Here is a 21,053-nt window from a genome sequence, read left to right on the forward strand (position 1 = left end):
CGATAAGTTCAAGTAGAAGTTCTCAAATCAAGATTTAGAAAACTTTAGTAATAAATGTAACAAAGAGGAAGTGATATGAGTGTTCAGGCAAGTCAAAGGGTAGATTATTCAGCTTTAGTAAATTATATACAACAAGAAAATGTAAGGCAGGTAAATCAACTTCTGGAAGAGCTTATTCCAAAATTGGTAGAGTATTTGCAAGTGACACTGGCCGCAACTGAAGAAGCTGCCAAGGAGTGTGTACAGCAAGCTTTTTTGAATGTTTATGAAAGGATTGTCGACGGAAAGCTTAAGGATCCAAAGTCTCTTCTTTCATATATGATGACGACTGCACGAAATGAATATTTCAATCAGTACAAAAAAAATAAGCGCTACGTTGATAGTGAATATATCACAGGATCTGAGTCTGAACCCGCCAATCAAATTGATCGTCTGGTAGATCAGGAGAGAAAAGAGTTGCTGTTTGAATGCATTAAGGAACTGGACGACGATTCACAGATTTTCATCCTTTACTTTATTAATCATCCGGATGCAACCACCAGGGAAGCAAGTGATTATTTTGATATGTCTGAGGCAAACGTAAGAACAAAAAAATACAGAATAACCCACCAGTTGCATTCACTTTATAAAATTAGAGCCAGCGGATTGGATTGCTAGGATAAGAATACGACAATCCATCTGTTTTATTGATTTTGAGATATCTGAAATAATGAGTTGTGTATTTTGTATATTTGCAACCTTTAAATCAGTAATAAAACGACTCCTTTGGATTTTTTAGCACCATATGCAACAATAGTTGAAAAACAGTTGCAAAACCTGGATTTTCCTTCAAAACCTGAAACGCTTTATCGTCCTCAACGTTATATATTGAATAACGGCGGTAAACGTATTCGGCCAATTTTATCTCTTATCAGCTGTGGCATTTGCGGATCGGATCCAGAGAAAGCAATGCCTGCAGCACTGGCCGTTGAACTCCTTCATAATTTTACGCTGATCCACGATGATATTATGGATCAGGCCGACAGCCGAAGAGGTGAACCTTCCGTTCATAAAAAATGGAACGAAGCTACGGCAATTCTTTCGGGAGACAGTATGTTTACTTATTCTCTGCTTCAATTACAGAATATTTCTGAAAGTGTAGATCACAAAAAAATCAGCAATCTGTTTTTGAATGCAGTTAACAAAGTTTGCGAAGGGCAGGCGATGGATATGGAATTTGAATCCCGTAGTGATGTCTCCATCGAAGAGTACCATCAAATGATTGATGGAAAAACAGGAGCATTGATCGGAGCGTCTATGCAAATGGGGGGTATGTGCGGCAATGCTAACCGGGAACAGCTGGAAAAGCTCTCTATAATCGGGCATTCACTCGGGCTTGCTTTTCAGATACAGGACGACTGGCTTGATGTTTATGGTGATCCTGAAAAATTTGGCAAAAAGAAAGCCGGGGATATTCGTGAGGGCAAGAAAACATTATTGATGCTCAGTGCGTTAGAACGATGCAGCGATGCAGAACAGCATAAAATTCTTGGATATATCGAAAATAAACCGCTGTCACAACCTGAAGTGGATGAGGTGATTCAGATTTTTGAAACACAAGAAATAGAAGGTGAAACCAGAGATAATTATCTACAGCACTACAGCCGGGCAGAAAATGCTCTTCAGGAATTTGGTGATTCCAACTATAAACAAGATCTTCAACATCTGATTAAATTTTTGAAAAATCGTGAAAGTTAAATACATGCGTAATCTATTATTTCTATTTGCAACAGTGCTTCTTTTTGCCTCATGCCAAAGCAATGAGTTGATTCGACAGGGCGATTCCCTCGAGGTAGCTTATGAAAAGGCTCTAAACCAATATGAAGAGGAGAATTATGCAGAAGCAGCCCGCGCTTTTGAATCCGTGATATCTATAGGTCGAGGAACAGATATAGGACAGGAAGCACAGTTTTATCTCGCTGAAAGCTATTTTAACAATCGCAGATATCTGTTGGCTGCATCTGAATATGAAAGATATGCCCAGTTTCACCCAAACTCTCCAAAACGGGAAGAAGCTGATTTTAAGAAAGCTCTCAGTTACTACAATTTAAGCCCAAGGTATCGCCTTGATCAATCGTATACATATCAGGCTATAGAGAATTTCAGGCTACTCTTATCTCGATTTCCAAATTCTGAATATGGCGATGATGCATCAGAATATATTTCTGAATTGAGGAGTAAACTAGCCCGTAAATCATACAGTGCCGGAGAATTTTATAAACGAACCAGCAGGTATGAGGCTGCTGCCGTCTATTTTGATATTGTAATTGATGATTACCCGGAAACGTCATGGGCTGAGAAGGCTCTGGTAGACCAGATGGAGTCGTATATTCTATATGCGGAAAACAGTGTTGCTGACCGCCAAGCTGAGCGATTTGAAAAGGCTCTCGAATCTTATGAAACCTATCTGCAGCTTTTTCCGAGAGGAGAGAACAGAAGCCGGGTAGAAGATCTTTATGACAGAGCCCAAAGTGGTTTACGTGAAGCTACCGGCGATGAATCTGTTGCTCAAAACTAATCAGATCCTGTTGTGAAACGGATTGGACTTTTTGGTGGGTCTTTTGATCCGGTTCATAACGGACATCTAGAAGCCGTAAACTCATTTCTGGACAGCGGCTTAATCGATGAGATATGGATTCTTCTTACACCTGTTCCTCCACATAAGACGGATCAAAGAAAGACAGATTTTGAACATCGCTACAACATGTTAAAACTTGCTTTTCAAGAGAGTGATAACACCAAAATCAGTGATATTGAAAAAGATTTGCCAAAGCCATCCTATACACTCCAGACAATTCATCACCTAAAAAATCAATATCCGGATTATACTTTCTTTCTTTGTCTGGGTGAGGATAGTCTTCAGTCTTTTCATAAATGGCATAAATACGATCAAATTCTTGAAGAGTGCACATTAATGGTGGTAGACCGGCCGGGGTCTGATCACAGTGGTGTTGGTTCAGAGATTCTGGAAAAAACCATATTTGTAGATCATAAGCCAATGAATATTTCATCAACCGAAATTCGGGAGGCCCCGGATTCTTTTGCACTAATGAATTTGCCGGATGAAGTTCAAAACTATATTCAGAAAAATAACCTTTACACTGATTCCAGATGAAACGAAAGGATTTTATCAAAACAGCCGGTATGGGGATGGCGGGACTGTCTGTATTTAGCGGTTCCCGAAAAAAGGATTACGATTCCCTTAGCAAACCCAAGCGACTAAAAAAGGGAGACCGCGTAGCACTAACGGCACCGGCCGGAATTGTCTATGAAGATTCAGAATTTGAACGGATGAAAATGGAGCTTGAGTCATTCGGGTTTGAGGTGGTTTTTGGTGAATATGTTAAGGAGCAATATGGGTACCTGGCCGGGACTGACCAACAGCGTGCCAGGGATTTGAATAGCTTTTTTAAAAACCCTGATATTGATGGGATTGTTGCTGTACGTGGTGGTTGGGGTTGCGCCCGGATATTGCCGCACCTTGATTTTGAGATGATCAGGAATAATCCAAAAGTTTACTGCGGGTTTAGTGACAATACCACGCTTCACATGGCCTTTTTACACCGGTCAAATTTAATTTCGTTTCACGGACCGAACGGCACTTCTGAATGGACCGAGCTGACAAAAAACAGCTTTCGAAGTGTTCTGATGGAGGGGGAGTGGAGTGAATTTTATTCTGAAAGCGAAGTGGAGCTTGTTTTTCCAGGAATTAACGAGGGGCGATTGATTGGCGGAAATCTATCCATTTTAACAACAACCCTGGGCACAGATATTCAGCCCGATACAGCCGGAGCAATTCTATTTGTGGAAGATATCGGTGAGCCCGTTTATAAAATTGATCGCATGTTGGTACATCTCAAACAGGCCGGCGCGCTGGATAATTTAAATGGATTTATATTTGGTAGATGCACCATCTGTCCTGATCCCTCAGAATCGCATTTTACTTTAAGGCAGATATTACAGCATCATATACGTCCACTTGGAATTCCCGCCGTGATGGGCATGGATATCAGCCACGATCCCGACAATTTCACCATTCCACAGGGAGTCATGGCGCGGTTTGACGCTGACCAAAAATCTCTGAAGCTTCTGGAATCTGCTGTAGAGGAATAAGTTCTCCGTCAGACCGCTTTCTGCGGTCAGACGGATGGAATACTCGTCTGACGACTTTAAGAAGGACTGAGCTATGAACTCCAAACACTCAGTCGTCGGACGAGTTTTGTGGCTAAGTACACGCAATGCATTGGTTCTCTCCGGCTTGACTTAACTCGACAGTCGAGTATTCATCAGCAGGGTAAAGTCTGGAAGGAAATCCACTCGACCGTCGAGGGGGCATCGTCTGAGGAGTACCGGGTTTCACTTGCCTTCTCTCAAATCGGGAGATATCTCGACTCCGGTCGTCTCTTCGTTCTTTCCTGCGCTCAATATGACAAGGTGGTGGGGTCAGGGCGCGGCGTATAACGCTTGGATGCACTAAATTAACTCTGATTTACGCAGCATAAGAGAATTGCAGAGGCCAAAAGAGTTGATTGCGGCGGTTTGATGAGTGATGCTTTATTTGAAAACCGGATCCGCCTCTATTGGAACAACGGTAAGCTGTCATGTCGAGCAAAGGCCTGTCTTTTGGGCCGAAGTCGAGACATCTCTCTATTAATGCTACAGACCATGAATTCAACCGCATCATCTCTGTTCGTCACTTCGAACCATTTTGTCTGTTCAACGGTGTCTATGCGCTCACACTTCTGCAATATGAAACCTGCCATGATACAACTCGACAGTCGAGTATTCATTAGCAGGGTAAAGTTCGGAAGTAATACCACTCGACCGTCGAGAGACGAACCTCGTCTGACGACTTTGTAAAAGACAGCCTATGAACTCCAAACTTTCAGTCATCTGACGAGTTTTGTGACTAATTGCACGTTATGCTTTGGTACTCCCCGGCTCGATTTGAATTCGACAGTAGAATACTCATTAGGAGGGCAAAGTCTGGAAGTAACTCCACTCGACCGTCGAGGGGGAGCTCAAAATTTCAGCAGCTTCTCCAACGTTTCTTTCAACCTGTGATTTGCCAGGTATCCTCTTTCCAGATTTTTATTAAAAGGAACAGGCGTGTTCAGGGACGAACATCGAAAGACCGGTGCATCAAGCAGTTCAAAGGCACGTTCTGTAATTCCTGCAGAAAGTTCGCTCATTGGTCCGAGAATCTCCGAATTTTCCTGCAGTAAAAGTACCCGTCCGGTTTTTCGGATCGACTCAATTATCGTATCCCAGTCGATGGGGGCAAGCGAACGCAAGTCTACAATCTCGAGACTAACGCCCTGCTTTTCATACTCTTCGGCAATCTCCTTTGCCCACACTACGCCGTAACCAAACGTGACAATGGTTGCATCCTTTCCTTCACGAACAACAGATGCTTTTTCCAGATCGGTGATTTCACAGTGATCTGGTGTAACCTCTTTGATGCTTCGGTACAGTTTTTTATGCTCAAAGAAGAGTACCGGATTTTCGTCATATAATGCTGTGTAGAGCATGTTTTGAGCATCTTGCACATTGGAGGGTACAAGCACGCGCAGACCAGACAACTGCATGAACCAGTTTTCGTTGCATTGGGAATGAAACGGTCCGGCTCCCACACCTCCGCCATGTGGTGCCCGTATAGTGACATTCAAGTCGGGCATCCATCGATACCGACCTTTAGATAGATTGTTGACAATTTGATTGTAGCCGCAGGAAATAAAATCTGCAAACTGCATCTCTACGATCGGTTTAAATCCTTCAACCGCCAGACCTATAGCTGCTCCGATAGCACCAGATTCAATAATTGGAGTGTTGCGGATCCTCTCTTTCCCAAACAGATCCACAAAACCTTCCGATGCTTTGAATACACCTCCATATTCGGCGATATCCTGCCCCATCATTACAAAGAAATCATCTTCGGTAAAGGCCTGTTTTTGAGCCATATGAACGGCGTCAATAATCCGTTTTTCTGATGATTTGTGTTTTTGCCCGTTACTTTTAGGCTGTGGCTGAGGTTCGAGACCGGCGCGTTTTAATTCATTTTGTTCATCAAATTCAGGTTCATTGGCCTCAAGTGCACGCTCCAGAACCTCATTGAAGGAAGATTTCAACCCTTTACGAATTGATATCATCTCGTCGTAGGAGAGCTTGTTTTCATTTAACAACCACTCCTCATACCGTTTAATGGGATCTCTTTCAGCCCATTTTTTAAAAAGTAAATCAGGAACATAAAATGTACCGGAGGCCTCTTCATGGCCTCGCATTCTGAATGTTTGGGCTTCAATAAGCACAGGTTTACCGGATGTTGCTAACTTTCGCGCTTTTGTAACCGCTTCCTGAACTTCAAAAAAGTTATTGCCGTCTATGATCATGCTCTCCATTCCATATCCAACAGCTCGATCCGCAATATTCTCACATGCAAACTGTTCAGAACTGGGTGTGGAGAGGCCATATCCGTTGTTTTCGATCATAAAGATAACCGGCAAATTCCAGACAGCGGCCAAATTAAGCGCTTCATGAAAATCACCCTCACTTGTAGCTCCATCTCCACAAAAGCTGAGTGCAACGCGATCCTGACTTCTCAATTTAGCAGCTAAAGCAATACCGTCTGCAACCGGCATGGTTGATCCTAGATGAGAGATCATTCCAAAAATTCGGTGTTCGGTTGAGCCAAAGTGAAAAGAGCGGTCGCGTCCGCCGGTGAAACCATCTTGCTTTCCAAATAGTTGTGTAAACAGTGTATAGAGAGGAACGCCTCTGGTGGTAAAAACCCCGAGGTTCCGGTGCATGGGTAAAATATAGTCGTCACCTTTCAGGCTTAAAGTTGCCCCAACGCAGATGGCTTCCTGACCAATTCCGGAAAACCACTTACTGATTTTATTTTGGCGAAGAAGGGTGAGCATTCGTTCCTCGATAAGACGGGGAAGCAGTAGATCCTTATAGATTTGGATTGCTTTTTTTTGATTAATTTTTTTTGATGGGGCTATCATTAATAATAAAATTATGTGTAATTTATTTGTTTACTGATGGTCAAACATTGAACCTGGAAAATAAAAACCACTGACCCTTATGGACAGGAAAAAACGGCACTTTGTCAAACACTATTTATCCAAAATATAGCTTTTAACAATTTAACTTACACGGTGACATGGAAGCACTTGGTAGACAAATTCTGGTTGAGTTTTACGACTGTGACGAATCAAAAATAAATGACGTCTCTTACATTGAAAACTCTCTCATTCAAGCAACAAAAGCATCAAAAGCGACAATAATCTCCCACAATTTTCACAAGTTCAGTCCATACGGTGTAAGTGGTGTGGTTGTGATTGCCGAATCTCACGTGGCGATCCATACCTGGCCGGAATATAACTATTGTGCTGTTGATATTTTTACATGTGGCGACACGATTGACCCCTGGGTGATCCAAGAGCACCTAAAAGGGTATTTAGAGTCTAAAAATGTTTCCAGTATGGAGATGAAGAGAGGCATGTTTCGTATGCCTGAAGGACAGAAATTACTCTTTAAACCCGATCAAAATTTACAGCCAAACTAGTTTATGGGTGAGAAGGTAGCCTATGGATGTACGTTCCAAAAACTGGCCAGGATTGAATAAGCTTGGTAAAAGATTGGAGCTGAGTAACCATTAACTTGGCCACTTACTATTTGTTAAGAAATTTGCTCCCGCTATAATTTTCTGAAGAGCTATGATTAGCTTTTCTTTTCTTATTTTTATTTTAAGGTAATAATTATCAATAATTTAACTAATACTTTTTAAGTAATGATGGTAAAAACACCAAACATTTACACCCTTGTAAAAGGTGCCAGCGAAGGCAGAACATCACTTAATGCATTTGATAAAGCACTGCTCAATGCCGGTGTGGGTGATACGAATCTGATGCGGATGAGCAGCATATTGCCTCCTGCAGCCGAGCAGGTTGATGTTCAAGAAATCAGTCTTCCTAAAGGCGGACTGATTCCGCTTGCTTATGCAACGATTGACAGCTCAACCCCGGGGCAGCTTATTTCAGCATCTATTGCCGTGGGCATTCCTGAAGATGAACGCGAACCGGGTGTGATTATGGAGTTTGAAGATCATGCGCCTCTGACAAACGTGGAGGAGATTGTGCGCCAGATGGTTGTAGATGGATTTGAGTACCGGAATCGTAAGCTGAAAGAGATCAAATCTCTGGGAATTGAGCACAAAGTGGAGCGATGCGGGTCGGTCTTTGCTGCTGCGGTTCTCTGGTATAAGTAGAAAATAGTCTTGAGATGTGAGTCTTGAGTCATGAGAATTGGGTAGCAGGTATTAAGTAGGAGGATTAAAGTAATTTTTGAAGCTTGCCGCCTGAGACCTGCCGCGTTTTTCCACAGTTCCGAAGGTTCGGGATAACATGAAACCTGAAATTTGAAAAAATGCCTTTACAATACAACGAGTACTACAACGAGCAGACGGGGCTGACGATTGGCCTTAGGAAGCTTCTATTTGCAAAACGGTCAGACTATCAGCTGGTGGAGGTTTATGAAACCGACACCTGGGGTAACCTGATGACCATCGACGGGATGGTAATGCTGAGTGAACGTGATGAATTTGTCTATCACGAGATGATCTCACACGTGGCTATGTTTACCCATCCAAATCCCAAAAGAGTCTTGATCATTGGCGGGGGAGATGGCGGTACAGCACGTGAGGTTTTGAAGCACAGCTCCGTTGAGCATGTTGACATGGTAGAGATCGACCAAACCGTGGTTGAGGCTTCTAAGCTCCATTTTCCGAGTGTGGGTGATTTTGACAATCCCAACCTTAACGTTCTCTATGAAGATGGCATCGCATTCGTGAAAAATGTCAAAGATCCTTATGACGTAATTATCATTGACGGTTCAGATCCGGTGGGTCCGGCGGAAGGTCTGTTTGAAAAAGATTTCTATCAGTTCTGCCTGGATGCCCTGACCGAAGATGGAGTTCTGACGGCTCAGACCGAGAGCCCGTGGGTGGAGTCGTACTATCCGAGTATGAAGAAAGTGTTCACAGCTTTAGACGAACTGTTCGAAATTTCCAAGATGTATCTCAGCTACATTCCGCTCTACCCTGCAGGCATGTGGTCGATGGCTTGCGCCACGAAAGGGGAGGACCCGCTGAGCTCCGATGTGACGAAACGGATTCGATCCAATCCCGATCTTTTAAAGACACTCAACTACTACAATAAAGAGGTGCATTTTGGAGCGTTTGCACTGCCCAATTTTGTGAAGAGAATTGTGGAATAAACAGTGAAGTCGGTTACTGATTTTACGGTGTAGTTTTTCATAAAATATTCCCAAAATCAAAGGGGAGTCGGCATCGGCCGGTTCCCCTTTTTTTCTTGTAGAAAACTGTCACAAAATAAAGGGGATTTGGCTCTAAATACTCATCATAAAGAGCGGCGATTCTACAAAAACCCTGAACGCCTAAATTATTTAAGTAACGAACCCGGATGAATGCGACCAAGCCCGGTTTAATAGAAATCTCATCCGCAGATCTGATTGTATAAAAAATATAGATGAACAGTTCTAAAATAATGAAGTTCAATTGAATAATAGAATTATTGTAGAAAAAATATAATAGCGCATCCTACTGATACAATACACGGTCTGTCAGAACGACAGTGACTCCAAATAGGGTTAAAAAAGTTAGTTTGTGGAAAAGAATATATATTAATTCATACGACAGAACATATCTGTCGTATGAATTTAACTAATTAACAAGGCTTGATATCACTTGGTGTGATGTCATTTGATTTAGGTGTATTGGTATCACATGAAATAACATTTATTTGGTGTATATCTGTTGCGGATTCACCGTTACTTTGAATTTCAACCTTTACATATTGTGTTTCATAATTACCTGGATTATAAAAAGTTCTACTATACGAAGATTGATTTTCACCAGACTCTAGAATCCAAGAATGATTTTCAGAAATTCGATAATACCACTGGTACGATACTGGTCCTTCTGCATGTTGAATGTGTGCATTAAAGTATGCCGTATCACCGTCATTAATAATTCCAGGGCCACCTATTTCTACTGCTAGTGGTTTATCTGCTATTGCAATTGGGTCCGGATTGCTATCGGGGTCATTATTTACATAACCATCCACAGTAATTCCATTTTGCGAAGCTAATAGTAATCCAGCAAGGTGAGGAGCAGCCATTGATGTGCCACTTTCTGTATATAACCCTCCATCTTTCCATAATGAGTATATGTCAACACCGGGATTAGAAAAGTTAATTGGTGGATTACCATAATTGGAAAAAGATGCGAATGTATCGTATTCATCATGCGCAGATACAACATAAACATTATTATATGACATGCGTGCAGGTGACTTATTATTAGAATGTTGAAATTCATTGCCTGCTGCAATCGTAAATAAAATACCATTGTCAGCTGCATTCTCAATTGCACCTTCTAATATGGAGAGAGACAAATCAATATATGGATGCCCAGGCACTGATACTGGCCACCCCAAGCTTATGTTTGCTACGTCACCGCTGGAAGCGTTAGATGCTATATGGTCAATTCCAGCCTTTACATCACTTGTGTAACAGTATCCGCCATCATCACAAACTTTAACAGAAACAACCTCAGCATTAGACGCGACTCCAACAACTCCAATTGAATTATTTTTTGCTGCGATGATTCCTGCTACATGAGTGCCATGCCCATTTCCATCGTCTGCATTTAATTCAGCAACGAAAGACGCACTATTACTAATATCTACATTTAAGTCAGGATGATCCAAATCGATTCCAGTATCTAATATCCAAGCTTTTTTACCGGTTCCGTCTAAGGGACCTCCTACTCTGGCAACACCCCAAGGTGTATTTTGAGATTGTAAATATAATTGCTCGGGTTTAGAATTACTGCTAGATGAAATTTGAATAGCTTTATATTTAAAATCTGGTATAATTTTATCTATTCTGTCATCCTTTTTTAATAGTTCGAGTTTATCTGAATTAAGCCTAACTGCAAATCCTTTTAATGCATATTTATACTGATGAATTATTTGCTCTTCACTTATTGACAAATCTTTCTTGATAGATTGAATAATTTCTTCAGTACGTAAGGCTGCTTCATTAGAAATTATTTTATTCTGTTGATCTTTAAGTATGATAATATAGCGATCTATTACTTTTTCAAGTTGGCTGTTTGACCCGTTTTGGGTTGATATTTGATTATGAGATTGGGGGGGTATATTGATTGTTTGTTACATCACTACAGTTATTCATTGTCAACAGTAAAAAAAAATGCTATAGCAATTATGTTAATTATCTTATTATTCATAATTAATTGATATTGTTATGGGTAACTTGTTAAAATAAAACACATTATGTGCGTGTTAATAACAAGAGAACTATAATTACAAATTGTTACAATTTAATCACAATGAAGCCCATTTATCTCTTACTTAGTTTAATCATTGCCTTGTTTTCCTTGTCATGTAGCACCGATAATAATAATGGAAAAAGCGATGTTGAATGGTCGAATATTGGCCTTAATGTAAATGATGTTACTTCAATTGAAATTCAAGATGATATACTGTATGCAACAGATAATAAATCAATTAATAAAATAGATTTAGATGATAATAACTCTGAATGGGAAAAGTTTAATTTTGATGTTGATTACCCTCATGAGTTTATTTCAGATATTTTATTCTTTAAAGATATTTTTTATTTGGTTGTTTCTACCACTGAGGAAAAAGATGATATACCTGATAATTTCACAACACTTTTTAAAAGTGGAGATAACGGTAATAAATGGGAGGAAGTTGATATTCAAATTGAAGATCAGGAACAACCGTACATACTGGATAAATTAAAAAAATCATCTTCAGGTAATTCACTATACTCTGCACCTGGATATATTTATAAATTTAATATTGAAGATAACATTTGGGTTAATATGTCGTCTGGTTTGCAAATTGGTTTTATTGAATCTTTGTATGTGAGCGAATATCAGGAAGGACAAGTTTGGGTTGGTGGCTGGAAATCAACTTTTAAACCATATTTAGCTAGAACACTTGATGATGGACTATCATGGAAGGTTTTTACAGATGAAGAGTTAGATATTAATTCTGATGCAACCATTTATTCAGTATTGAGTCATCCAGAAAAAAAAGATGAAGTTCTTATTGGATTAGGAGGAAGTACTTCTTCTGCGAATATGATTAGAAAATCAGAAAATGGTGGCTTAGAATGGAAGAGTGTATTTTCTGGTAAAAATATTCGTTCAATTGCCAATAGTAAAATGAAAACGGACAGAGTGTATGCGTCAGGAATTTCTGACAATGGTGAGCTTTTTATTGTTATATCTGACGATTTTGGTAACAACTGGTCACTTATATCATACGAAGATAATTCAAATGATTTTAAAGTAAATGATATAATTGTTAAACCTGAAAATGATTCTGAAAAAGTATATTTATCTACAAATAAGGGTATTTATTCAGTTGAATTTAGACTTCAGTAGTTTCATTTGTTCTAAAAATGATAAAGTCTGTTAACCACCAAATTGTGGAAATTAAAAAAAGTAAACATAGGCTAAGCACCGGTTCCCATATTACAAAGCCCCCAATCACCCCTAAAATGGCTCCTAAATACTGAATCGTTTTGAGTTGTTCGTTTGTGGCATTTTTGATCATCAGTTCCAGCCGTTTCTCATCATACTGTTGAAGATTTTCTTCTACAAATTTTCGGATATCGAGCCGGTTAATCAGCTTGTATATCATCTCTGTAATAAGGCGGTCAAGCTCCTCCGAAACCTCATCCATTCGCTCCGGTAATTCATCAAAAAATTCATCGATGAAACCGAAGTTTCTCTCCACGGTTATGGGCAAATCCACGACCGATTCTTCAATCAAATTTTGAAGCGTTTGGCCTTTCAAAAGAGTGTAGGTTTTCAGGGCTGTTCTCTCAATCGGTTTCTCTTTCAGACCGGTATCAATCTCTTTGGCAAGATAGAAACTGACGCGCTCTCGAAACGAACTATCATGCACAACCGAATGAACATAATCCACGATCCACTCTTTGAACTCCTCTCTAAAAGATTCTTTCCCGACTGATGTAAGTAGTCGATCCTGAAGTTGACTCCGGTAGTTTTGAATCACATTGGAATCTTCAATTTTCGATTTGATCAGATCCGGGTTGATTAAATCCTCAGCAACAGCTGTAGAGAGTCGCCAGGCTATGCGATCTTTTTGAGCCGGAATAAGACCCTGTCCAAGCAGGGGACGTTTGTTTAGGGGGCGAAAAAGCATCGTAATGGCGATCCAGTTGGTCAGAAACCCAATCATACCGCTCACGCTTATAATCCGAAGCAGTCCATTGAGCGCAAACTCATATCCCAAAAAGCTAATTTCACTGTTTGGGAAGTCCCAATAAAAAGAGAATCCAAATAGCAGAACGAGTAGGTAAGGAATGGGTTTCAGAAATAGGAGAAGCCTTACAGGACGGTTAATCTTAGGGAGTTCGGGGGAGTCCTTCTGCTCTGAGGTGGGAAAATCAAGTGTAATATGCCGTGATAGAATGGACTTCAGATCCTTCTTTTCCTGATCCGTATTCAAACCGTTCAAGTCCTGATTATTTTCTTTACTCATAGTCATTTAAACATTCAAAAAAGGGTAGTGCGTCTTACTCTGCTTTCACGAGAGAGTCGCATGGATAGTTTCAGAAGTTAAATCAGGACTTTCTGAAAGCTTATTTAATGTACTGATCTCTTTTGCATAAACGGGGCCGTTATTCAGATACGGTGTCAGATATTTGCCCGGTTTTACAATGCGTCCTTCAATTTGCAGATAATTTTTATCCTGCCTGCGATCCATATTTTTACCAAAGGATGAAGGAGATTGAACACCCAGTGAATTTAAAATAGAACCTGTTTCTGCGATGGTGCGGACCGGCATCAGTTCCGCTGATGGAGAATCAGAGTCTGAGTCAGGACAGTAGAAATTGATATCGGGATGAAATGGGGACTGGTAGGCGTTAAATTTCTCCTTCGGGACAGATATTGCCTTTACTGTCTGCTCGTGAATGAGTTTGTAGAGGTCGCGCAGAGTGCTCAGAAGCTCTCCTGATACTTTATCGGGTGTAAGCCCTAAATCCAGTGGGTAGATGCTCTCATGGGCAACATCACTTCCTGCAATATTCCGGATGAACACCGGTTTGAATTCATCCTGAGTCTGGATTTTATAAAACTGTTTTTGAAGTTCACTCCAGGTTTCACTGAAGAAGGAATTGGCCGCGGTCCTTGGATAGCTGATTAAAGAGTTCTGGCTGAAGTCGAGAGTGTGAGTAAAAAGCTGCTGTAGTGTTTCCTGAGCATTTCCAAGGGAGGAGTAGAGATCTTTTTCAACCGCCAGCTGAAGCAAATCAAAAGTAGATAGTGGTTCGGGCGTATGATATTCCGACTCATCGATCTGATCCTTCAAAGGTATCCACTCATCCGGATTACAGCGAATCGCCCGGTTTGATTTCCATAATCTGCCGGATTGATCTAGAAAATTACGGAATTGAAAGTGATCGGAAAAGATAGAAGCAAGCGCGGCAACTTCCATTGAGGGACGGTTCCCGCTCTGTTTCCACTGGTGGCGGATCAAAGATCGGTTTTTAAGTCTCTGTTCCAACAAATTGGGCTTCATTACCTCTGCTGTGCTTATCAGACGTTCAATGCCTCGAATGCCAAGATGGTGTACGTAGGAGCGTTTGACTGATGGATCTTTTAAAAATTTATGTACGGACCAGGCAATGAAATCACCTGATGGATCGGGGTCTGTAGCGATAATGATATTTCCCGCCCAGCTTGCCTGCTGTTTCAGCTCTTTTCTAAATCCGATTTGATCAGGATCAGCGATCGCTTTTAAGTGATGCTTTTCGGCATCGTAAATGGGTTTCCAGGCGTAGCCGTTTGTAGATATTACGTACACGGAGGAGGGGGCATTTCGCTGAATTATTCGGGCAATGACCGGAGATTCTACGATCAGGAGGGTATAGGTGGAATCGGCACTCACAACGACTTTTTGAGAGCATTCAGGTATTGATCTTCAAGATCTGTCATCTGCTTTTTATCATCGGACGTCTGATCTTCGTGCCCCGCCAGGTGGATTAAACCGTGAACAAAAACACGAAGAAATTCTGTCTTTGGGTCATCCTTAAACTCTGCACTTTGTTCGACAATACGCGGTGCACAACAGTAGAGCGTGCCCTCTATAGCCTGATCATTCTCGTCATATCTGAACGTTATGATATCGGTAATGTAATCCCGATCGAGGAATTCGTGGTTGATCCGCACAATTTCATCCTCATCCACGTAGACCAACTCAATCTCTTTGAAACGAATCTGCTCGTTCTTTTCAGTAATTTCTATAAGTTTCAGGAGTTCCTGCTCTTGTACAGGCACACTTTCTCCCGACTCATTATTGATAATGAGTTTTTTCTCAGGTTTGATGGGGATGTCAGGAAAGTTCGTCATCATCAAAGGAGAAGTTATCCAGATCGGCGGTATCGGTAAGAGACATAGCAATACCGCACATCATTAGATCTTCAGGAAGTTTGGTGAAATCACCTTTCAAAACGGCTTCGTTAACGTTTGCATATAAACTGCATCCGGCGCTCTCTTCAATAATCAGTCCGGTGGTATTGGATCCGTTTTTGCCGAAAAAGGTGACCTGTTTCAGGATATCACTGGCAATGAAAGCCGTACAGTTGTGAAGCTGCAGAAAAGTACTTCCCGAGTAGACACTGACCATATTCATGCGTTCGTCGTCTACCTGAAGTCCGAGGTGAATTTCGAGAGCCAGTTTATTTCCGGCTTCTTTATTAAGCACCTCAAACCTGAAAACATCATCGCCCAAAGGTTTAGGCTTAGCATTCAGGATTTCACCGATGGTTGTGATGTTATCTTTTGTAAACTCGTGGATCATAATTCAGCAATATGTCTTCGTTGGCTTCCATCAATATACAATCTGGTTGCCTAAGATTAAATAAGCGGTTTATTTTGGTCTAAATTAGATTCCCAACCCAAAACGCTCGATCTGTTCTCGGCTCTCCTCAATACTTTCCGGTACTGGAAGGCGACCATCCGTCATGATATTTACTTCAATAGAAAGTTCTTCAGCTTTTTCAATGCGATCTGTTTCAAAATAGATATTCTGAAGGATTGACAACCTGCTTACCGTAAAACTAACGTCTTCAATTACATTATTACGTTGCTGTGAAAGACGTTGACGTTCTCTGTTGAGAGATTGAGCTTTCCCGGTATTGGCTTGTGACCGAGCACGCTGTATCTCTTCTTCTAAGTTTTCTATTCTGATTTCTAATCTATCGAGATCTCTCATGTCGTATCTGAGATCGTGCATCAGTCTTTCCTGAATGAACTCTGCCAGGTCAATGGCCCGCTCATCTTCGTCAACCCGCATATAGCGATACGCGTAGAGTGCAGCAACAGTCCAGTCGTTTTCGATATTTCGAAACGGAATTTTATCCTCACCGTATTTGAGCCAGTATGCAGCGCTTTCAGTATCACCTCTTTCCAGATAAGCATCTGCTAACTGTGTGAATCCATACCGGTAATTGCCTAACATTCTGCGGATATTTTCATCAAAATAGACATCCGGGGAATTCCATCCATTAAACTGAAATTGTCCCAATCGGTCTGCATGTACTTCAGGTTCTACATGACCAAACGCACCCACCTGCCTTCTTTTAGGCATCACACGAAAAGCTTTACCTTCGAATTGAAAGTAGGGCTCGAGATTTAACAAGCCCGACCTGGATACGGTATTGGCAAAGTATATTGGCCTTACCCATTGATTTTCCTGCAGTAGTTCCAGAATTATTCGATCTTGAGTCTGCAGATAATACCTCATGTTGCCCTGCTGGTCGCGTCCTGCAGATCTGCCTTCCAGATAGAAGCGTACTTCGTCATCCAGCTCTTCAACAGGGAGGGAATATGGAGTTGCCATCAGCATCTGGTTAATGAGTGCCTGATCTACGTCACTCTCAGTTGATACAGTTTGCCAGAAATTTTCCGGATCGGATTCGATTTGTTGCGAATCTGTCTCAAAGACAGTGCTTAAGAGCTGTTTATCAACAGGTATCACAATTTCCCGAGGATTGTGAAGCTCAAGCTGCGACGTCATTTGGTCAATTTCTTCATCTGTTAAACGAATTGGAAGCGGTAAAGCTTCGTGTGTACTTCGGTCACGAAGTTGTTTGATGTACCACTCCGTATTTAACAGACTCAGATTAACAACTCGTACGTCCATTCGAACACCTTCAACCTCCTGCAGATACCAAAGTGGAAAGGTGTCGTTATCTCCGTTGGTGAACAGAATGGCATTCTCTTCTACGGAGTTGAGTAAATTATAGGCGTAATCCCTGGGCACATATCTATCGCTGCGGTCGTGACTGTACCAGTTTTGATAAAGCATCCAAAAGGGAACGGCAACAAATGAAAGGGCGATAATTCCGTAAGAGACCGCTTTATTATTGCCTACAAACTGTTTTACCAATTCCATGATTCCCGTCAGGCCGATCCCAACCCAGATTGCGTAGGCAAAAAATGATCCTACATACGCGTAATCTCGCTCGCGCGGCTCGAAGGGCGTCTGATTGAGATAGAATATAATTGCCAGACCTGTCAGGAAAAATAGAGCGGTAACGGATAATGCCCGCTTCCAGTCATTTTTGAAATGGTATAAGATTCCGAACAATCCAAATAAAAACGGAAGGAAAAAGTAGGGTGTATTTGCCGGATTATTATGATGACGAGTATCGGAAAAGCCGGCATACCAGCCTGTATCCTGAATATCGGCCTCACGCCCAATATAATTCCAATTTAAATAGCGCAGATACATATGATTAACTTGGTACTGCCAGAAATAAGCTAAATCGGAGTTGAAATTGCCATAGTATTCTAAATGCTGTGGCATGCTGGAGTGCCGGCGGGGGAATAGTGTTTCTGTAGACCGATCAATACTCTCTGTTTGGTTATCGTAAGTATTTCCTCTCAATAGTGGTGCAGTACCATATTGATCACGGTTCAGATAGTTTACGAATGCTTGTACTTCAGAAGGATCGTTTTGATCTATTGGCGGCTCAGCCTGTGAGCGAATCATAATCAGTGCATAACTCGAATACCCAATAATGATCATTGAATAGGCAACGAGCACCATGTTGGCAATTCGATATCCCTTTTTCTGCGTATAGTAGATCCCGAAAACAACAGCTGCAATAACCAGGATAATGAAAGTCATTGGTCCGATTAAGCCATACGTTACGTTCCCAATTCGACCTGCAATATTGGGCATGTGAATAATTGTAACCGGATAGATGGCAAGAAATCCAATAACTGTAATCCCACCCATGGCTAAAAAGGAAGGGATAGTAAATTTTCGTTTTTTGAAATAGATGATCAATGCTACAAAAAAGAGTGCCAGTAGATTGAGCAAGTGAACGCCTATTCCTATCCCAAACATATATGCGATAAGAATTAACCATCTTTCGGAATAAGGCCGATCATGGTTGGCAGACCATCGCAGAGCCATCCAAACTACTAAAGCAGTAAAAAACATAGACGAGGCGTACATCTCGGCTTCAACAGCGTTGAACCACTGTGTGTGAGTAACTGTAAAGGTAAACGCCGCAAAAAGTCCGCCACCGTATAGGCCAATCTGATCACCAAAATCCATATTATCGGCACTGCCGCGCCACTCCTCAACCAGATGAACCACAATCAGGTAAAGTAGCATAATTGTAAGTGCTGACGCCGTTACACTAATCATATTGATACTCAGGGCAACGTAATCAGCCGGGATAAACATGGACACAACTCTTGCAAAAATTGCAAAGAAAGGGGACCCCGGCGGATGGGCAATCTGTAATGTATGAGAGGTCGCTATATACTCAGCAGGATCCCAAAAAGATGTTGTTGGAGCTACTGAGAGTGAATAGATTACAAATGCGTAGAGAAAACTGATAAATGCAAAAAACCGATTACGTAATCGGTGCTCAGCAAAAATTGATGATAAATTCATAGAGTCGTAGAATGTTTCAATTTAATGCATAAAGGCAGACAGTCTGACCGGTTATTTTCAGAAAAGGCTACCATAGTGCATGGAGTAAAGATACCATCCGATAAAATGGAAATGAAAAAGATACCGAATCACAGTCTGAATGCACAATGTAAAAAGAACCACAATTTAGAATTGAGAGTAAATGAACATATATATCTCTTATTCTAAACTGCAAACAACAGTTAATACGAAGTTGAACATCAAAATATTCTTGCCATAAAGGGTAAAAATGGTTATCAACAGACTTGAAAATATAATTTTGATTGTGAAGGCTTGATATCTAATGTCATCAAAATCTTTTGAAAATTTTTAGAAGTTCTTTTTAAGATCAAGCCCATACTAAACCAAATAACTACATAATGGCAGACACAGATACAGGCAAAGAACGATTTGCAACAAAATGGGGGCTCATTCTTAGTGTGCTTGGAATAGCGGTAGGTACCGGTAATATCTGGCGATTTCCCCGTATTGCGGCAGAAAATGGCGGAGAAACGGGCGCGGGAGCATTTTTAATTGCCTGGGCAACCTTTTTGTTTATCTGGTCTATCCCATTAATCATTGCTGAATACGGCATTGGCCGAAATGGGCGAAAAGGAGTTATTGGTTCATACATAAAAATGGCCGGTGAGCAATTTGCCTGGCTCGGGGCTTTTGTCGGTTTTGTTGCCACGGCTATTATGTTCTACTATAGTGTTGTAGCAGGGTGGTCTCTTTACTACCTGGTAGAATCAATTATTGCTCCCCTTCCTCAAAATGTTGATGAAGCGAACATGGTTTGGGAAGGTTTCCAGTCTTCTATAATGCCCTCGGTTTTTCACGCCATAATGATTGGGTTAGGTGGTCTGGTGATATTAAAAGGAGTGAAAAGCATTGAACGAATGAACAAAATCCTGATTCCTTCCCTGTTGCTTGTTCTCGTTATTTCATTGATTAAAGCGCTTACTCTTGAAGGAAGTGGAGCAGGCATTAAATATCTTTTTACGCCAGACTGGGCTACGCTGAAAGAGCCGAAAATTTGGCTTGAAGCACTTACACAAAACGCATGGGATACCGGGGCAGCATGGGGACTTATTCTTACCTATGGAGCCTACATGCGTACGAAGGATGATATAACAATCAGTGCTTTCCAGACCGGTATTGGAAATAACCTGGTCTCTTTAACAGCTGCTATCATCATCTTTTCCACAGTTTTTGGCACATTGGGTGGGGACCTAACCGATAGTCAGGTATTAGATATTATGCGTGATTCTGGTCCGGCATCAACCGGTCTAACATTTATGTGGATGCCGCAGCTTTTTGAAGTAATGGTAGGAGGGAAGTTTTTTGCCATCATATTTTTTCTTGGTTTAACGTTTGCTGCATTTAGCTCTCTTATTTCTATGATCGAGCTGGCCACCAAAGTATTTGTGGATATGGGTGTTACCCGGACAAAAGCCACAGTAGCCGTTTGCAGTGCCGGTTTTGTTTTTGGACTTCCATCAGCCATTTCGCTTGATTTTTTTGCAAACCAGGATTTTGTGTGGGGTGTGGGCCTTATGGCTTCCGGTGGTTTAATCTCCTTTGCGGTCATGAAGTTTGGTACTGAAAAATTCAGAACTACACTTGTCAACAACGAGCACAGTAGATTTAAACTTGGAAAGTGGTGGTCGTTTATTGTTCGCTATGTAATTCCGGTTGAAGTGATCAGTTTGCTGACATGGTGGATCTATTTAAGTGTCACAAGCTTTGCACCGGATACATGGTATAATCCGCTGAGTCCTTTTTCAGTCGCTACGGTTCTCCTTCAGTGGGGAATAGCTATTGTACTCTTCAAGATTTATAACAGAAAAATCGCCAAAAAGACTATGTTAAATTAACATCCCAGCTCAGGAGCAGTAAAAAGCGGGCTTG

Annotated in this window: 18 protein-coding genes; 11 read left to right on the top strand and 7 right to left on the bottom strand. The window is 41.3% G+C overall.

Going from position 1 to position 21,053, the window contains the following annotated elements; translation table 11 throughout:
- The first annotated feature begins 75 nt into the window (after nt 1–75).
- The 6 genes from ACESM0_RS00410 (at nt 76) to ACESM0_RS00435 (ending at nt 4,832) form a co-directional block, all read left to right on the top strand.
- Nucleotides 76–657: an RNA polymerase sigma factor gene (locus ACESM0_RS00410; RefSeq protein ID WP_372902536.1), complete on the top strand. Its 582-nt coding sequence runs from the start codon at nt 76–78 to the stop codon at nt 655–657.
- Between the two features lie 108 nt (nt 658–765).
- Complete coding sequence (locus ACESM0_RS00415; RefSeq protein ID WP_372902538.1) at nt 766–1,737, top strand: polyprenyl synthetase family protein; 972 nt, start codon at nt 766–768, stop codon at nt 1,735–1,737.
- Between the two features lie 4 nt (nt 1,738–1,741).
- A complete protein-coding gene (locus tag ACESM0_RS00420) occupies nt 1,742–2,557 on the top strand; it encodes an outer membrane protein assembly factor BamD (protein WP_372902540.1) in 816 nt (271 codons plus the stop codon).
- Nucleotides 2,558–2,569: 12 nt separating this feature from the next.
- Complete coding sequence (gene nadD / locus ACESM0_RS00425; protein ID WP_372902542.1) at nt 2,570–3,154, top strand: nicotinate (nicotinamide) nucleotide adenylyltransferase; 585 nt, start codon at nt 2,570–2,572, stop codon at nt 3,152–3,154.
- Nucleotides 3,151–4,152, top strand: a complete 1,002-nt coding sequence (locus tag ACESM0_RS00430) for an LD-carboxypeptidase (protein WP_372902543.1) — start codon at nt 3,151–3,153, stop codon at nt 4,150–4,152. The genes nadD and ACESM0_RS00430 overlap by 4 nt, the downstream gene beginning before the upstream one ends.
- Before the next feature lie 488 nt (nt 4,153–4,640).
- Nucleotides 4,641–4,832, top strand: coding sequence for a hypothetical protein (locus ACESM0_RS00435; RefSeq protein WP_372902545.1), 192 nt, complete (start codon nt 4,641–4,643; stop codon nt 4,830–4,832).
- A 228-nt stretch (nt 4,833–5,060) separates the two neighbouring features.
- On the opposite strand, the gene ACESM0_RS00440 is transcribed toward ACESM0_RS00435, so the two are convergent.
- Nucleotides 5,061–7,046: a thiamine pyrophosphate-dependent enzyme gene (locus ACESM0_RS00440; protein WP_372902547.1), complete on the bottom strand. Its 1,986-nt coding sequence runs from the start codon at nt 7,044–7,046 to the stop codon at nt 5,061–5,063.
- Between the two features lie 158 nt (nt 7,047–7,204).
- On the opposite strand from ACESM0_RS00440, the gene speD reads away from it, so the two are divergent.
- The 3 genes from speD to speE all read left to right on the top strand — a co-directional run bounded on the left by speD (nt 7,205) and on the right by speE (nt 9,318).
- Nucleotides 7,205–7,609: an adenosylmethionine decarboxylase gene (gene speD / locus ACESM0_RS00445; RefSeq protein WP_372902549.1), complete on the top strand. Its 405-nt coding sequence runs from the start codon at nt 7,205–7,207 to the stop codon at nt 7,607–7,609.
- Nucleotides 7,610–7,834: 225 nt separating this feature from the next.
- Nucleotides 7,835–8,311 (top strand): pyruvoyl-dependent arginine decarboxylase, encoded by a 477-nt coding sequence (locus ACESM0_RS00450; protein ID WP_372902551.1) that lies wholly within the window; start codon nt 7,835–7,837, stop codon nt 8,309–8,311.
- Nucleotides 8,312–8,469: 158 nt separating this feature from the next.
- Entirely contained in the window at nt 8,470–9,318 is an 849-nt protein-coding gene (speE, locus tag ACESM0_RS00455) for a polyamine aminopropyltransferase (RefSeq protein WP_372902552.1), read from the top strand.
- A gap of 470 nt (nt 9,319–9,788) precedes the next feature.
- Here speE and ACESM0_RS00460 read toward each other — a convergent pair whose 3' ends face one another.
- Complete coding sequence (locus ACESM0_RS00460; protein WP_372902607.1) at nt 9,789–11,291, bottom strand: S8 family serine peptidase; 1,503 nt, start codon at nt 11,289–11,291, stop codon at nt 9,789–9,791.
- Between the two features lie 185 nt (nt 11,292–11,476).
- On the opposite strand from ACESM0_RS00460, the gene ACESM0_RS00465 reads away from it, so the two are divergent.
- Nucleotides 11,477–12,562: a WD40/YVTN/BNR-like repeat-containing protein gene (locus ACESM0_RS00465; protein WP_372902553.1), complete on the top strand. Its 1,086-nt coding sequence runs from the start codon at nt 11,477–11,479 to the stop codon at nt 12,560–12,562.
- On the opposite strand, the gene ACESM0_RS00470 is transcribed toward ACESM0_RS00465, so the two are convergent.
- The 5 genes from ACESM0_RS00470 to ACESM0_RS00490 all read right to left on the bottom strand — a co-directional run bounded on the left by ACESM0_RS00470 (nt 12,549) and on the right by ACESM0_RS00490 (nt 19,124).
- Nucleotides 12,549–13,688, bottom strand: a complete 1,140-nt coding sequence (locus tag ACESM0_RS00470; protein WP_372902555.1) for a DUF445 domain-containing protein — start codon at nt 13,686–13,688, stop codon at nt 12,549–12,551. The two genes, ACESM0_RS00465 and ACESM0_RS00470, sit on opposite strands and share 14 nt — an antisense overlap.
- 45 nt (nt 13,689–13,733) lie before the next feature.
- A complete protein-coding gene (locus ACESM0_RS00475; RefSeq protein ID WP_372902557.1) occupies nt 13,734–15,098 on the bottom strand; it encodes a toprim domain-containing protein in 1,365 nt (454 codons plus the stop codon).
- The gene (gene ybeY / locus ACESM0_RS00480; RefSeq protein ID WP_372902559.1) at nt 15,095–15,562 is read right to left on the bottom strand and encodes an rRNA maturation RNase YbeY; all 468 of its coding nucleotides are present in this window, start codon (nt 15,560–15,562) and stop codon (nt 15,095–15,097) included. The genes ACESM0_RS00475 and ybeY overlap by 4 nt, the downstream gene beginning before the upstream one ends.
- On the bottom strand, nt 15,543–16,010 hold the full coding sequence (locus ACESM0_RS00485) for a hypothetical protein (protein WP_372902560.1): 468 nt from the start codon (nt 16,008–16,010) through the stop codon (nt 15,543–15,545). Before ACESM0_RS00485 ends, ybeY begins: the two co-directional genes overlap by 20 nt.
- Before the next feature lie 84 nt (nt 16,011–16,094).
- The gene (locus ACESM0_RS00490; protein ID WP_372902562.1) at nt 16,095–19,124 is read right to left on the bottom strand and encodes a DUF2723 domain-containing protein; all 3,030 of its coding nucleotides are present in this window, start codon (nt 19,122–19,124) and stop codon (nt 16,095–16,097) included.
- A 398-nt stretch (nt 19,125–19,522) separates the two neighbouring features.
- Here ACESM0_RS00490 and ACESM0_RS00495 point away from each other — a divergent pair, with 398 nt between their 5' ends.
- Entirely contained in the window at nt 19,523–21,019 is a 1,497-nt protein-coding gene (locus tag ACESM0_RS00495) for a sodium-dependent transporter (protein WP_372902564.1), read from the top strand.
- The last annotated feature ends 34 nt before the right edge of the window (nt 21,020–21,053 follow it).

Source organism: Rhodohalobacter sp. (assembly GCF_041686455.1).
Classification (GTDB): Bacteria; Bacteroidota; Rhodothermia; order Balneolales; family Balneolaceae; genus Rhodohalobacter.